Genomic DNA, 13,518 nt, shown 5'->3' with positions numbered 1-13,518 from the left:
GAAGACTCATTTGCCGCTGCATCTCGAGAATCCCATGCCCAACCTCCAGCTCGTCGAAGCCACGATCGCCGACCTGCGCCGGGCGCTGGAGGCCGGCACCGTCACCAGCGTCGAGCTGGTGGGCGCTTATCTCAGGCGCATCGCGCATTACGACCGCCATGGCATCGCGCTCAATGCCGTGCCGGTGCTTAACCCGGCAATGTTCGAGGAGGCGGCGGCGTCCGACCTGCGGCGGCGCAATGGTGCCACCCTCGGGCCGCTCGACGGCATCCCCTACACCGCCAAGGACAGCTATAAGGTGAAGGGCCTGACGGTGGCCGCCGGCTCGCCCGCCTTCGAGCATCTCGTCGCCAACGAGGACGCTTTCACCATTGCCAGGCTGAGGGCCGGTGGTGCTGTGCTGATCGGGCTGACCAACATGCCGCCTATGGCCAATGGCGGCATGCAGCGTGGCGTCTATGGCCGCGCCGAGAGCCCCTACAATGCCGACTATTTGACCGCCGCCTTCGCTTCCGGCTCGTCCAACGGTTCCGGCACCGCGACCGCTGCGAGCTTTGCCGCTTTCGGGCTGGGCGAGGAGACATGGTCTTCCGGCCGCGCGCCGGCGTCCAACAATGCACTTGTCGCCTACACGCCGTCGCGCGGCGTCATTTCGGTCAGGGGCAACTGGCCGCTGGTGCCGACCATGGATGTGGTGGTGCCGCACACGCGCGGCATCGCCGACATGCTGGAACTGCTCGACGTGATCGTCGCCGACGATACCGAGACGCGCGGCGATTTCTGGCGCGCGCAGCCCTGGGTCTCGATCGCGAAAAGCGCTGCTCTCGGGCCGCCAAGCTACACTACACTCGCCTTGGAGGGCTCGTTGAAAGGCAAACGCCTCGGCGTGCCGAAAATGTATATCGGCCGCGACGGCGGCGCGCCCAAACCCATCGAGACCCGCGCCCCGGTGCTCGACCTCTGGCGGCAGGCGGCGCGTGACCTGGAAAAGCTCGGCGCGGAGGTGGTCGAGGTCGATTTCCCCGTCGTCTCGAACTATGAGCGCGACCGTCCGGGCACAAAAACCATGGTCGAACGCGGGCTGGTGCCGGAAGCCTTTGCAGAGCGCGAAATCTGGGATCTCTGCATCTGGGGCTGGGACGATTTCCTGCGCGCAAATGCCGATCCGGTGGTCCCCGACCTGGCTGCGGTCGACGGCCCAAAGATTTTCCCGCAGCCGCCGGGCGCGCTGCCGGACCGCTATGGCGATGACGGTTTCGATCTGGCGGACTATGTCACACGCGCCAAACAGGGCGTGACGCCATTGCTGGATATTCCAATGCTGGCGGAAGGTCTGAAGGGATTGGAGGCGACGCGGCGCATCGACTTCGAGGACTGGCTGGACGCGAACCGGCTCGACGCCGTCGTGCTGCCGGCGGTCGCCGATGTCGGCCCGGCCGATGCCGACGTCAACGAGACCTCTGCAGCAATCGCCTGGCGCAACGGCACCTGGGTTGCCAACGGCAATCTGGTGTGGCGTCATCTCGGCATTCCGACCGTCACCGTGCCTATGGGAACGATGGCCGATATCGGCATGCCGGTCGGGCTGACCTTTGCGGGCAAGGCCTATGATGATGCGGAGTTGCTGCGGCTCGCCGGCGATTACGAGCGCGCCACCCAACGCCGCACCAGCCCGCCGCGCACGCCGGAATTGCCGGACGATGTGTTTGCGGGGCGGCCTGGTGGATTGCGGGCCAGCGATGCGCCGGCGCCGAGGCTTACGCTTGTTGCCGAGACGACGCGGCGAGGAGACCAGGCCGAGATCGCCGTGACGGTTGAACTCGATGCGGAGACCGCTGGCGTCAAGGTTCACGTCAATGGCGAACCGGTCGCTCTGCGGCGCAGCGGCACAAGCTTTCACGGTCGCATCCTGGTGCCCGCCGGCGAGCACGAAAGAATGCACAGTGTGTGGCGAGGCGCTTACGGCTCGATCGTTACGGCCGTCATACGGCTGGAGGATGGACGCACGGCTGGTGCTTACGTGGTCGCGGGTGGAATCGGGTGAGGTACATGTAATCTCCCCAAGGGGGAGATCAGCAGCTTCGCCGTCTTGACCCTCCCATCGCCCGCGTTATCTTCTCGCCATGCCAAACCTCGCTCCCCTCATCGTCATCGATCTCCAGACCAACATGTTCGACGGGCGCGTCGAGCCGCCGATCCATGATGCGCCGGGCATAGCCGAGCGTACCCGCTCATTGATCGACTGGGCACGGCGCAGCGGGCGAAAAATCGCGTTCGTGCGGCATGACGGGCCGGCCGGCGATCCGCTGGCGCCGGGCGAGCCGGGTTGGCCAGTGTGGCCGGAACTCGGCCAGGCCAAGCATGAGCCGACCTTTTCCAAGACCGTCCGCAACGCCTTCTCGAATGCCGAGCTTGGCGCCTGGGTGGCCGGGCAGGGGGCCGGCGAAGTCGTGCTTGCCGGAGCGCAAACCGATTTCTGCATCGCCGGCACCGTTGAGGGCGCCCTGGCCGAAGGCTTCGGCGTCACTGTCGTTTCCGATGCGCACTCGACGCTGGACACTGAAGGCGAAACCGCGACCGAGATCATCGCCCGGTACAATGCGGACTTCACCGATGCCGGCGTCACGCTGGTGACGACGAAGGCGCTGACCGGCGACTGAAGCGCCGGCGCTTCGAAGACTGGGAGACTGCCGTGCCAACCCTGAAATTGCCGGCCGAAGGCGGGTGCCGCTGCGGACGTGTGCGGCTCAAGATTTCCGCAAAACCGCTCTTGACCATGGCTTGCCATTGCATCGGCTGCCAGCGCATGTCGGCCAGCGCCTATTCGCTGAGCGCCGCCATCCCCTCCGACGGCTTCGAAATCATGCAAGGCGAGCCGGTGATCGGCGGGCTGCACGGCGCCTCGCGTCATTACTTCTGCCCACATTGCATGAGCTGGATGTTCACGCGCCCCGAAGGGCTCGATTGGTTCGTCAATCTGCGTCCGACCATGCTCGACGAGCCCGGCTGGTTCACGCCGTTCATCGAGACATGGACCAGCGAGAAACTGCCCTGGGTGACGACGCCTGCGGTGCACAGTTACGAGGCGCTGCCGGCCTTTGAGGAATATGAGGGGCTGGTGGCGGAGTTCGGTGAAACCGCGAATCTCCCCCCTTGAGGGGGAGATGGCCGGCAGGCCAGAGGGGGTCGGTGCGACTGGGCTCGACGTCCTTGCTGCAGATGGAAGGTTGGCGCTTCACGCACGGCGACCCCCTCTGTCGCCTTCGGCGACATCTCCCCCTCGAGGGGGGAGATAAGCCCAGCTAAAAATTTCATCGAATCGATTGCGCAAACGTTTCGATCGCCCTAAGCTCCCTGGAAATCCGCCATCAGAGCGGACGGGAAACGCAGAAGGGAGGAGCGCTTGCAGGCGCTGATATGTCTTGCCGACAATGGCTGAAGTGGCGCGGCGCGCCGGCGTGTCGGTGTCGACCGTCTCGCATGTCGTCAACAACACGCGCTTCGTTTCGCTGGAAAAGGCGAGGCTGATCAACGACGCCATTGCCGCCATGGGCTACCAGCCCAACGAGCTGGCGCGCTCGCTGAAGGCCTCGACCACCAACAGCGTCGGCCTGGCGATCTCGGCGATCTCCAACCCTTATTTCACCGACATCATCTGCGCGGTCGAGGCCGAATGCGCACGGCTTGGGCTGATGGTGTTTCTGTCGGATACCCAGGAGGATCCCGACCGCGAACTGCAGGTGGTGCGCGCTTTCCATCAGCGCCGCGTCGACGGCGTCATCCTGGCCCCGTCGGGCTCGCCGCAGCGCGCCATCGATTACCTCGCCGACAAGAAGATGCCATGCGTTCTGATCGACCGTTTCGCCGACCAGCGCTTCGATCAGATCGGCGTCGAGAACGAAACGTCAATGCGCGCGCTGATCGACCATGTCGCCTCCTTCGGCCACAAGCGCATCGGCTATATCGCCGGACAGCCGGGCCTGACGACGACGCGCGAGCGCATCGAGGCGTTCCAGGCTTCGCTCGCCGCCAATGGACTTGAAAGCGTGCCGCGCTATCTCTCGGCCGAGAATGTCGACACGGCGGCGGCGACCGCATCCACCCACGCCATCCTGTCGCTGCCGTCGCCACCAACCGCATTGGTCACCGGCAACAACATGACGACGATCGGAGCCGTCCGCGCCATCCGCGAAAAAGGCCTCAGCATTCCGGGCGATCTGTCGCTGGCCGGCTTCGACGATTTCGAATGGGCCGATTGTTTCGAGCCGCGGCTGACGCTGGTGGCGCAACCCTGCACCGAGATCGGCAGGCAGGCGGCGGCGCTACTCAGCGCCCGTATCGCGGCGACCGGTTCAGAGCCACGTTCGGTGCGGCTGCAGGCGACGCTGCGGGCGCGCGCCTCCTGCGGGAGGCCGAACCACACGAGGCTAACATGACCGCGCCGCTGCTGGTAATGACCGGCGCCGTCAAACGCTTCGGCGGCGTGCAGGCGCTGCGCGGCGTCGACTTCGACCTGAAGGCCGGCGAGATCCATGCGCTGCTCGGCGAGAACGGCGCCGGCAAGTCGACGCTGATGAACCTTTTGTCGGGCGTCTACACGCCGGACGAAGGCACGATCGAGATCGACGGCAAACCCGTGCGCTTCAACAACCCGCGCGAGGCGCAAGCGGCAGGCATCGCCACCATCTTCCAGGAGCTCGACCTGGTGCCGTCGCTGGATGTCGCGGCCAATCTTTTCCTCGGCCGCGAACTGATGCGTCCGGGCGGCTTCCTCGACGTGCCGGCAATGCGCCGCGAGGCCAAGAAGCGGCTGGAGGCGATCGAGATCGCCATCGATCCGGCTGCCATGGTCGCCGATCTGTCGATCGGCCAGCGCCAGGTGGTGGCGATCGTCAAGGCGCTGTCTTACGCCTCGCGCGTGCTGATCATGGACGAGCCGACGGCCGCACTTACCGTCGGCGAAGTCGAGCGGCTGTTCGACATCATGCGCAAGCTCGCCGCCACCGGCGTCGGCATCGTCTATATCTCGCATCGGCTGGAGGAAGTGCCAGGGATTGCCGACCGGGTGACGGTGATGCGCGACGGCCGTGTTGCCGGCATCACCGAGCCGCACGCGCCGCAGGCGGAGCTGGTGCGGCTGCTGGTCGGGCGTCCGCTCGACGAGCTCTATCCCCAACGCGCCAAAGCGGCGGGCAAGCCGCTGCTCAGCCTGAGGAACGCCAGCTTCAAACTCGCCCGCGACAGCGCCGGCTGGCAGGCGCCGCAAGGCGTTTCGCTCGATGTCCATGAAGGCGAGATCGTCGGCCTGGCCGGCATTATGGGGGCCGGGCGCACCGAACTCTTGTCCGCGCTCTACGGCACCGGCCTGTCCGGCCGCTGGGAGGGCGAGGTCGCCATATCGGGCAAGCCGGTGAAACTGGATTCGATCAGTGCTGCCCGCCACGCCGGCATCGCCTTCGTCACCGACGATCGCCGGGGCTCGGGCCTGATGCTGCGCATGGCGGTCGGCCTCAATCTGGTGATGTCGGTCATATCCAGAATCTCGCCGAACTGGCTGGTCTCGCCGCGCCGCCAGGCCGAGGCGGTGAAGGAATCCTTCGGTCAGTTCGACATCCGGCCGAAGAACCCTGATATCGCCGTCGGCGCACTGTCCGGCGGCAACCAGCAGAAGGTGGTGCTGGCAAAAGAAATCCTCGGCAACCCCAGGCTGCTTCTGCTCGACGAGCCGACGCGCGGCGTCGATGTCGGCGCCAAGGGCGAGATCTACCAGCGGCTCAGGGCACTCGCGGCGCAAGGGCTGGGCATTCTGGTGGCGTCCAGCGAGATGCCGGAGCTGATCGGTCTGTGCGACCGCATCGTGGTGCTGCGCCAGGGGCGCAATGTGGCGGAATTCTTGGGCGGCGTCGACGAGCACACGGTGCTGGCCGCGGCTAACGGCAGGGAGGCCTGATGTCTCAGGACAACAATCCAGCGGCAGCGAGCCCGGTGATGGCGGCGCCTCAAAAACATCGCGACCCGCTGGCGCTCATCGTGCGCTTCCAGAGCCTTATCGGCCTGGTGCTGGTGGCGATCGGCGGCATCATCTTCTCGCCGCACCGCCATGGCGAAATCCTGTTCCTCAACCCCGACAACATCGCCAACATCGTGCGCGCCGTGTCGGAGACCGGCATCATCGCCATCGGCATGACCTTCGTCATCATCACCGCCGGCATCGACCTGTCGGTCGGCGCGGTGCTTGGCCTGTCCAGCGTCGTCACCGCATCGATGATGATCTCCGGCGGCTTCGGCCTGATCCCCACCATCCTCGCCGTGCTCGCTTTGGGCATCGTCTTCGGCGCCATCCAGGGTACCATCTCCACCCGTTTCAGGCTGGAACCGTTCATCGTCACGCTGGCCGGCCTGCAGGCCGCGCGCGGCTTGGCGCTGGTCGTCTCCGGCAACCAGTACATCAACATTTCCTACGGCGAAGGGCCGGGCCTGGCGCCGCCGGTGTTCGCCGTGCTGGGCGAGCGGCTGTTCAACAACACCGTGCCGGTGGCGACGCTTGTGTTCGTCGTCTTTGCCGCGATCGCCACCATCGTGCTCAACACCACGCGCTTTGGCCGCTATGTCTTTGCCGTCGGCGGCAATGAGCGCGCCGCGCGCATATCCGGCGTGCCGGTGGCGATGGTAAAAATCTCGGTCTACGCCATCACCGGCTTTGCCGCTGCCCTTGCCGGCATCGTCCATGCCGGCCAGTTCAATTTCGGCAGCGCCAATGACGGCATGGGCTATGAGCTGACGGCCATCGCCGCCGTGGTCATCGGCGGCACCAGCCTGTTCGGCGGCGCCGGCTCGATGGTCGGCACCGTCGCCGGCACCATCATGCTGGGCGCGCTCGCCAACATCCTGCAGCTCAACAACATCACGCCCGCCATGCAGCTGCTCGCGACCGCCGCGATCATCGTCCTGGCGGCAGTGCTTCAATCCCTCGTTCGCCGCCGCGAGGGGTTGGGTCGTTAGTGCATGTCGCGCAAAAGTGACATCGGTTTTGCGATGACGACATGCACAAACAAACAAGGAGGAGACGGCAACACGTGAACGTCAAACCAAGGTCTGGCCCCCCGGCCAGACGAGGAGGAGAGTGAGTTATGAAAACGACACTAAGAGGATCGACCCTCAAGGCCGTGCTGCTGGCCGGCGCTGGCCTGTGCATTGCAGACTCCGCTTACGCCGCCGAGCCGCTGGTGAAAGCCTGCGCCAAGGACGGCCAGTTCGTCATCGGCTTTTCGCAGGCCAACAATGCCGAGCCCTACCGCCAGCACGTCAATGACGAGCTGGAGGCGGCCGCCAAGGAAGTGCCTGGTTTCACGCTGCAGATCGCCGACGGCGCCGGCAACGTCAACACGCAGACCTCGCAGGTCGACAATTTCATCACCCAGAAGGTCGACATCCTCCTGATCTCGCCCTTCGAGGCCGCACCGCTGACGCCGGCGGTGAAGCGCGCCATGGATGCCGGCATCCCGGTCATCGAGCTTGACCGCAAGACGGTCGGCGACCCCGGCAAGGACTACACCGCCTTCATCGGCGGCGACAATTTCAAGATCGCCGAGGAAGCCGGCAAATACACCGCCAAGACGCTGCTGCCCGATGGCGGCGAGGCGGCGGTGCTGCAAGGCCTGCCGAGCTCGACGCCGGCCGTCGAGCGCCTCAACGGCTTCAAGGAAGGCGTGAAGGGCAACCCGAAGGTCCAGATCGTCGCCGAGCAGGCCGCCGACTGGGTGCCGGACAAAGCGCAGGTCGCCTTCGCCGCCATGCTGCAGGCGCACCCCGACATCAAGGTGCTCTACGCCTCCAACGACATGATGGCCGCCGGCGCGCTGCTCGCCGCCAAGGGCGCGGGCAAGGACGTCAAGATCATCGGCACCGATGGCCTGCCGGGCCCGGCAGGCGGCATTGAGGCCGTCGCCAAGGGCGACTGGGTCGCAACCTTCACCTACCCAACGGGCGCCAAGGAAGCGATCGAAATGTCGAAAAAGATCCTGCTCGATTGCGCCACCGAGGTGGACAAGACGGTGACGGTGGAAACCACCGCGATCACGGCCGAGAATGCCAAGCAGCTGATGGGGAAGTGAGGGGCGGGCAGAGCGCGTCTATTGAGGTGATGCGCAAGGCCCCGAGGGGCCTTGTTGCATTGCGGCAACGTATGGGAACGGCCGCTTCGCGCCTCATCTCGGTCATCGAAGTCATCCCGGCCGCCCGCCAAAAGCGGTCACAGTTGGTGTCAACGCCATGGGGAGTTTGCGCCGTGAGCATTTCTCTCCATAATGATCCCAGCATCGGCTTTTTCCTGCCCTCCCTACTGATCAAGTGTTTTGTGAACAGCATCGCACTTTGCTAATATTGCCGTCACTGTGCTCGGCGAGGAAATCCCAGCATGTCGGAGAAGAGTCCGGTCGCGTTGCCGGCGGCGTCGGTGGCAACAGGTTTTCTGGGCGGCAACGGTAACAATGCGTCGGAAGCCCGGCATGAGCGCCGGATCCTGACCGCGCTCTGCTACGACCTGGTCGGATCGACTGACCTTCTTGGCATCCTGGACATTGAAGAGTTCGAGGAACTGATATCAGCCTTCCAGTGGGCGGCGAGACAGGCGGTCGCGTCGTGCTCGGGTGCCGTAGAGGTCGAGGTCGGCGATGGCGGCGTTGCTTTGTTTCCTGCCGAAATAGACGCCAAGGATGCGGCATCGCTGGCGATCCGGGCCGGGCTCGAAATCATCGACGCCTGCAGGCGCGTCGGTTCGAACCAAGGCCGCGCCGATTTGCATGTCCGGGTCGGAATCGCGACATCGATGACCCTGATCCAGAAGGGTGACGCCGAGACGGGTCGTGACAATGTCACCGGCCCTGCCTTCGCGATGGCCACGCGGCTCCAGGCCATCGCGCAGCCGGATACGGTGTTAGTCTCGGAGGCGACACGCAACCTGGCGCGACGGTCGCATGTGTTCAGCTTTAGGGGCAGCCATGCGATCAAGGGTTTTGCCGAGCCGGAGCTGGTCTGGCGCGCGCTGAGTCACAAGCGCGAGGTCGACCGCTTCTTCGCCTTCGGGCGGCTGAGCAGTCCGCTCGTCGATCGCGAGGCCGAACTTGCCACGATCGCCGAAGCATGGGACAGCGCCGTTGCAGGAAACGGCGGCGTGGTGGTGATCGAGGGCGAGGCCGGGATCGGCAAGTCGCGCATTCTTCACGAAGTGCGCCGGCGCACGCGTCACCAGCGCGCGAAACTGCTGCTCTTCCAGTGCACGCCCGGCGGCTTGCGCTCGGCGCTGCATCCGCTGCTACAGAACGTACGCGGCGATTTCGCCGGCAACGAAGGACAGCTGAGCGCTGCCGCTGTGGCAGAAGTATTCCGCGATCATGACGTCCGCGATCCTGAAATCATAGACGTCTTCTCGTTCCTGCTCGGCGCTGCGGGAGCCGATCCGATGCTTAAGGAAATCGACGCCGAGGCGATGCGCGCGAAAGCCAATTGGGCGGTTCGCCACTCGCTCGAAGCCCTGTGCGCCAGCGGACCGATCGTCCTGGTGGTCGAGGACATCCATTGGATCGACCTGACGTCTAGACAATTGTTGGCTGAGCTTGCACAGTCGGCCCGTCACTTCCGGGCGCTTGTCATCGTGACCACGCGCCCTGAATCCGGGAGCTGGCTGGCAGCATCGAATCCAAGGCATATCTCGCTAAAGCCGCTCAACCGCGAGCAAACGCGGCTGGCGATCGCGGCCATGTGGCCGCAAGGCAAGCCTTCAACTTCCCCGGAATTGCTCGACGTGGTGGAACGCGTGACCGGAGGCGTCCCGCTGTTCATCGAAGAAATCTGCCAGTGGATGGCCGAGAACGCGGCCTCGGCAACGGATCGGCTGGCGCAGACCGCGACGCGTAGTCATGCCTCGGTGTTTGAAAGCGTGATCGAGGCCAGGCTCGAAACGCTGGGGCCGGCACGCGAAGTCGCGCGCGCCGCGGCCGTCGCGGGCAATCGTTTCAATCAGGAATTGTTGCGCGCGTTGTTGCCGGAGCTCGACGACGAAATCATCGCAAACGCGCTGGATTCACTGAGCGAGGCCGGGTTCCTGATCCGCGTGCGGCCTTTTGGCGTTCCGGTCTATGGCGTGCGCCATGCGCTTATCCAGGAGACGATCTACAACGCAACGCTGCGCAAGAAACGGCAGGCCTTGCATCGCCACCTGTTTGCCGCGGTGAGCCGCAACCGAAACCTGGCCGGGTGGCTGAGCACCGCCGAGGTCGCCGAGCACGCCGAGCGCGCAGGCCTTATGGAGGACGCGATCGCTCAGTTCGTGATCGCAGGCACGGAAAGCTCGTCGCGCTCGGCAATGGCGGAAGCGAGGCAGATACTCGAGCATGCATTGGCGCTCTGCGAGCACGTTGCGGCAGCCGACACGCGAGACGCGCTGCGGCTATCGGCCATGATCGTGCTCGGTCCCATCCTGACCGCTGTCGAAGGTCCGAACTCGGGGCCCGCCCGCAAATTGTACGAGGACGGCGTGGTGATAGCCCGGCGGCGGCCGATGGCCGAGCGGGCCAAGTGGTTCCCGATCTACTGGGGCTGGTGGTTCACGGATACCGTCATGGACGGCGAGCGCGCGGAAGTGGTGCTCAGCGATCTCAGGGATGTCGAGGATGCCGAAGTGCAACTCCAGGCCAGGCATTGCGTGTGGGCAATCGACTTCAATCTTGGCCGCCACGACCGCTGCATCGCGGCAGTCGACGCAGGACTTTCGCTCTATGAGCACGGCCAGGGCAAAGCCAATGCTGCGTTGTTCGGCGGGCATGACGCGAGGGTCTGCGGGCTCGCCCACCGCGCCTTGTCGCTTTGGTTTGTCGGAAAGCCGGCAAGCGCGATCCATTCGATGTCGGAAGCTAGGAGCTGGGCGCAGCAAACCGGACATGCCGGCAGCATCGCACATGCCTATCTCAACGAGGCGATGCTGCATTGCTATCGCCGAGATTTTTCGAGGTTACGAAGCGTGATAGCGGATCTGCGCCACTTGACGGAGCGCCATTATATGCCCGCTCTCGCCGCCGCAGCGCAAATCTTCGAAGGCTGGTGCGACGGCAACGCCGGCCAGGTCGAGAGCGGCAGGGAGAAAATGCGGCAAGGCCTTGGCCTCCATGGCGAGTTCCAGACGCCTGAGGACGAACCGGTCTATTGCGGCATGCTGGCAGAGCTTTTGACACGAACTGCCGAGGTCGATGAGGCGCTCGCGTTGCTGGGCTCGGCTGTGGCGCAGGCCGAGGCCGGCGGCAGCCGCTTCTGGCTGGCAGAGCTCTACAGGCGAAGGGCGGAGCTACTTCTTCTCCAGGGCGATGCGGAGGCGGACGTAATCGCTGCCCTCGAAAAGAGCATCGCCATAGCCGCGGAGCAAAGTGCCGTGCCTTTCCTCGTCAGTACATACGAGACCCTTCAATCATCAGGCCTGTCGCCTGAACTGTCGTCGCGCTATCGCGATCGGGTCGAACGTGCGAAATCCGCTCTCGAGCCGGGCGCCGCGCTGATCGTCAATCCCGAATCGGCCGTTCGGCACTAGCGGGCCCTGCAAGAGCATCCGCGATGCTGGAGCGATATCAACGCCTTGGTCCGCCGCCCGACGAGGCGCTGGCGAGGCTGATGAAGATGCGCGAAGGCCTGGGCATCACGCGGATCGCCGACATCACCGGGCTCGACCAGCTTGGTATCCCGGTCGTGCAGGTGACAAGACCTTTCTCGCTCTCCAACGCGGTCGCGCAAGGCAAGGGCGCCACCCTGGTGCAAGCCGGGATATCGGCCATGCTGGAATCGGCCGAGAGCTTCTTTGCAGAGCAGGTGGCGAATTTCGAACCAGTCGTCGGCTGCGCCGATCAATTGGGCATCCCGCCAGATCGTTTCGAAAGGTATCTCCAAGGGGGCACCGCGCCGGGATGGCGCGGCAGGGAGACCGCGTGGGTAGCCGCAGACAATCTTCTTACCGGCAGCCGCGACCTGGTCCCGTTCGAGCTCGTGCACACCGCCTATGTGTTGCCGTCGCTGCCCCATGACGGCATTTTCGCGGCATCGACGAGCGGTTTGGCAGCAGGCTTCGCGGAGCCGGATGCCATCGTTCATGGCATGCTTGAATGCATCGAACGCGACGCGATCGCCACGGCATACCGGACCCACGGGTTTTTCCACCGTCAACGCATCGATCCCGAGACGATCGATGATCCGTCGCTCCGCGATCTCCTGGAAACTTTGGCGGCCAAGAACGTGCTGGTTGGCCTTTGGCAAGCTTTGTCGCCGTTGGGCATACCGGTGGTGTGGTGCCATCTGCTGGAAGACGAACCGACAGAAACGGTCCTTTTGGATCATCCGGCTGATGGCTCGGCTGCCGGTTTCAGTCCCGCCGGCGCGGCGGTGCACGCCATCTACGAAGCGGCCCAGGCCCGTCTGGCGGCGATCTCCGGCGCGCGCGATGACCTGACGCGCGCGTCCTATCCGAAATACCCCGATCGGCAGGTGATTGCAGCGCATCGCCGGCTCCTCCGCGACGGCCCGCGCAGCGTGGATTTCGGCGCGTTCGCCGAGCAGAAGTTCAACACGGCGTCGGACGGGCTGTCGGTCCTCTTGGCAATTCTCGAAGAGAGAGGGTTCGATGCGGTTCACCTAATCCGGGTGGGAACGAAACCGTTCGACGCCCTGTCGGTTGTCAGGATTGTCATCCCTGCCTTGCAGCCGCTCTTGCAGGGGTAGGGATTATGCGCCCGAAACTCGTCTTCACTGGCCCTACCGTGTCCCATTCCGACGCGTTGAAGGTCGTCGATGCGGTATGCCTTCCCCCGGCCGTGCAAGGCTCGATCGTTTCGGCCGTGCAGCATTTCGACCCGAGTGCGATCCTTCTCATAGATGGCGGTTTTCAGACCGAGCCGGCGGTTCGGCACAAGGAAATCCTGTGGGCCCTCAGCCGCGGCATTCATGTCGTCGGCGCGGCCAGCATGGGTGCCCTTCGAGCAGCCGAGCTGTTCCCCCATATGCAAGGCGTCGGGCTTATCTACCGATGGTATCGCCGCTGCGCCTTTGCACCCGACGACGCAGTAGCGGTATTGCATGGACCGGCCGAGGTGAATTTCGCTCAATTGACGCATGCGCTGATTGACCTGCGCCGGACCCTTCGTGCTGCTTGCCGGCGCGGCGTGATTTCACCCGAACAGCAGGCGAGGCTCGAGGGTGCGGCACAGGCCGTCAATTTTCGCGATCGCACCCTGGCACGGATGGTCCGGGATGCGCACGACGGCAAGGACGACGTCGAGAACTTGTGCAGGGAGCTCGGCGCCGCTTTCGTCCAGCAAAAAAAGCAAGATGCCCTGCGGGCACTCGAACTTTTGCGAGAGCAAGCATTTGAAAAAGCATACCCCGTGCCGGAATTACAGCTAACCACGGCCTTCTCCAAGGATATGGATGATGCGGGGCTGGCGCTATAGGCCCTGACCTCTTGGCGGCCGACGATTTACGTAA

The 13,518-nt window shown here is 64.7% G+C and carries 10 protein-coding genes; all 10 read left to right on the top strand.

Annotation, left to right across the window (positions count from 1 at the left end; genetic code table 11):
• The first annotated feature begins 34 nt into the window (after positions 1-34).
• The gene (locus tag NKH54_RS15375; protein WP_352510851.1) at positions 35-2,044 is read left to right on the top strand and encodes an amidase; all 2,010 of its coding nucleotides are present in this window, start codon (positions 35-37) and stop codon (positions 2,042-2,044) included.
• 79 nt (positions 2,045-2,123) lie between these two features.
• Entirely contained in the window at positions 2,124-2,660 is a 537-nt protein-coding gene (locus NKH54_RS15370) for an isochorismatase family protein (protein ID WP_353028497.1), read from the top strand.
• 32 nt (positions 2,661-2,692) lie between these two features.
• Positions 2,693-3,157, top strand: a complete 465-nt coding sequence (locus tag NKH54_RS15365) for a GFA family protein (protein WP_353028496.1) — start codon at positions 2,693-2,695, stop codon at positions 3,155-3,157.
• Between the two features lie 265 nt (positions 3,158-3,422).
• The gene (locus NKH54_RS15360) at positions 3,423-4,436 is read left to right on the top strand and encodes a LacI family DNA-binding transcriptional regulator (protein ID WP_353028495.1); all 1,014 of its coding nucleotides are present in this window, start codon (positions 3,423-3,425) and stop codon (positions 4,434-4,436) included.
• The gene (locus tag NKH54_RS15355; RefSeq protein WP_023671399.1) at positions 4,433-5,950 is read left to right on the top strand and encodes a sugar ABC transporter ATP-binding protein; all 1,518 of its coding nucleotides are present in this window, start codon (positions 4,433-4,435) and stop codon (positions 5,948-5,950) included. Before NKH54_RS15360 ends, NKH54_RS15355 begins: the two co-directional genes overlap by 4 nt.
• Positions 5,950-7,002 (top strand): ABC transporter permease, encoded by a 1,053-nt coding sequence (locus NKH54_RS15350; protein ID WP_353028494.1) that lies wholly within the window; start codon positions 5,950-5,952, stop codon positions 7,000-7,002. Before NKH54_RS15355 ends, NKH54_RS15350 begins: the two co-directional genes overlap by 1 nt.
• 128 nt (positions 7,003-7,130) lie before the next feature.
• Positions 7,131-8,114 carry a substrate-binding domain-containing protein gene (locus NKH54_RS15345; RefSeq protein ID WP_352862367.1) on the top strand — a complete coding sequence of 328 codons (984 nt, stop codon included), beginning with the start codon at positions 7,131-7,133 and terminating at the stop codon, positions 8,112-8,114.
• Positions 8,115-8,416: 302 nt separating this feature from the next.
• The gene (locus NKH54_RS15340; RefSeq protein ID WP_353028493.1) at positions 8,417-11,578 is read left to right on the top strand and encodes an AAA family ATPase; all 3,162 of its coding nucleotides are present in this window, start codon (positions 8,417-8,419) and stop codon (positions 11,576-11,578) included.
• 23 nt (positions 11,579-11,601) lie between these two features.
• A complete protein-coding gene (locus tag NKH54_RS15335; protein WP_023689834.1) occupies positions 11,602-12,756 on the top strand; it encodes a YcaO-like family protein in 1,155 nt (384 codons plus the stop codon).
• A gap of 5 nt (positions 12,757-12,761) precedes the next feature.
• Entirely contained in the window at positions 12,762-13,484 is a 723-nt protein-coding gene (locus NKH54_RS15330; protein ID WP_352500363.1) for a TfuA-like protein, read from the top strand.
• The last annotated feature ends 34 nt before the right edge of the window (positions 13,485-13,518 follow it).

The sequence above is a fragment of the Mesorhizobium sp. M1004 genome (assembly GCF_040318795.1).
In the GTDB taxonomy this organism is placed as follows: Bacteria; Pseudomonadota; Alphaproteobacteria; order Rhizobiales; family Rhizobiaceae; genus Mesorhizobium.
Note: the sequence above shows the minus strand (reverse complement) of the source record. Positions and strands in the feature narration are given on the sequence as shown.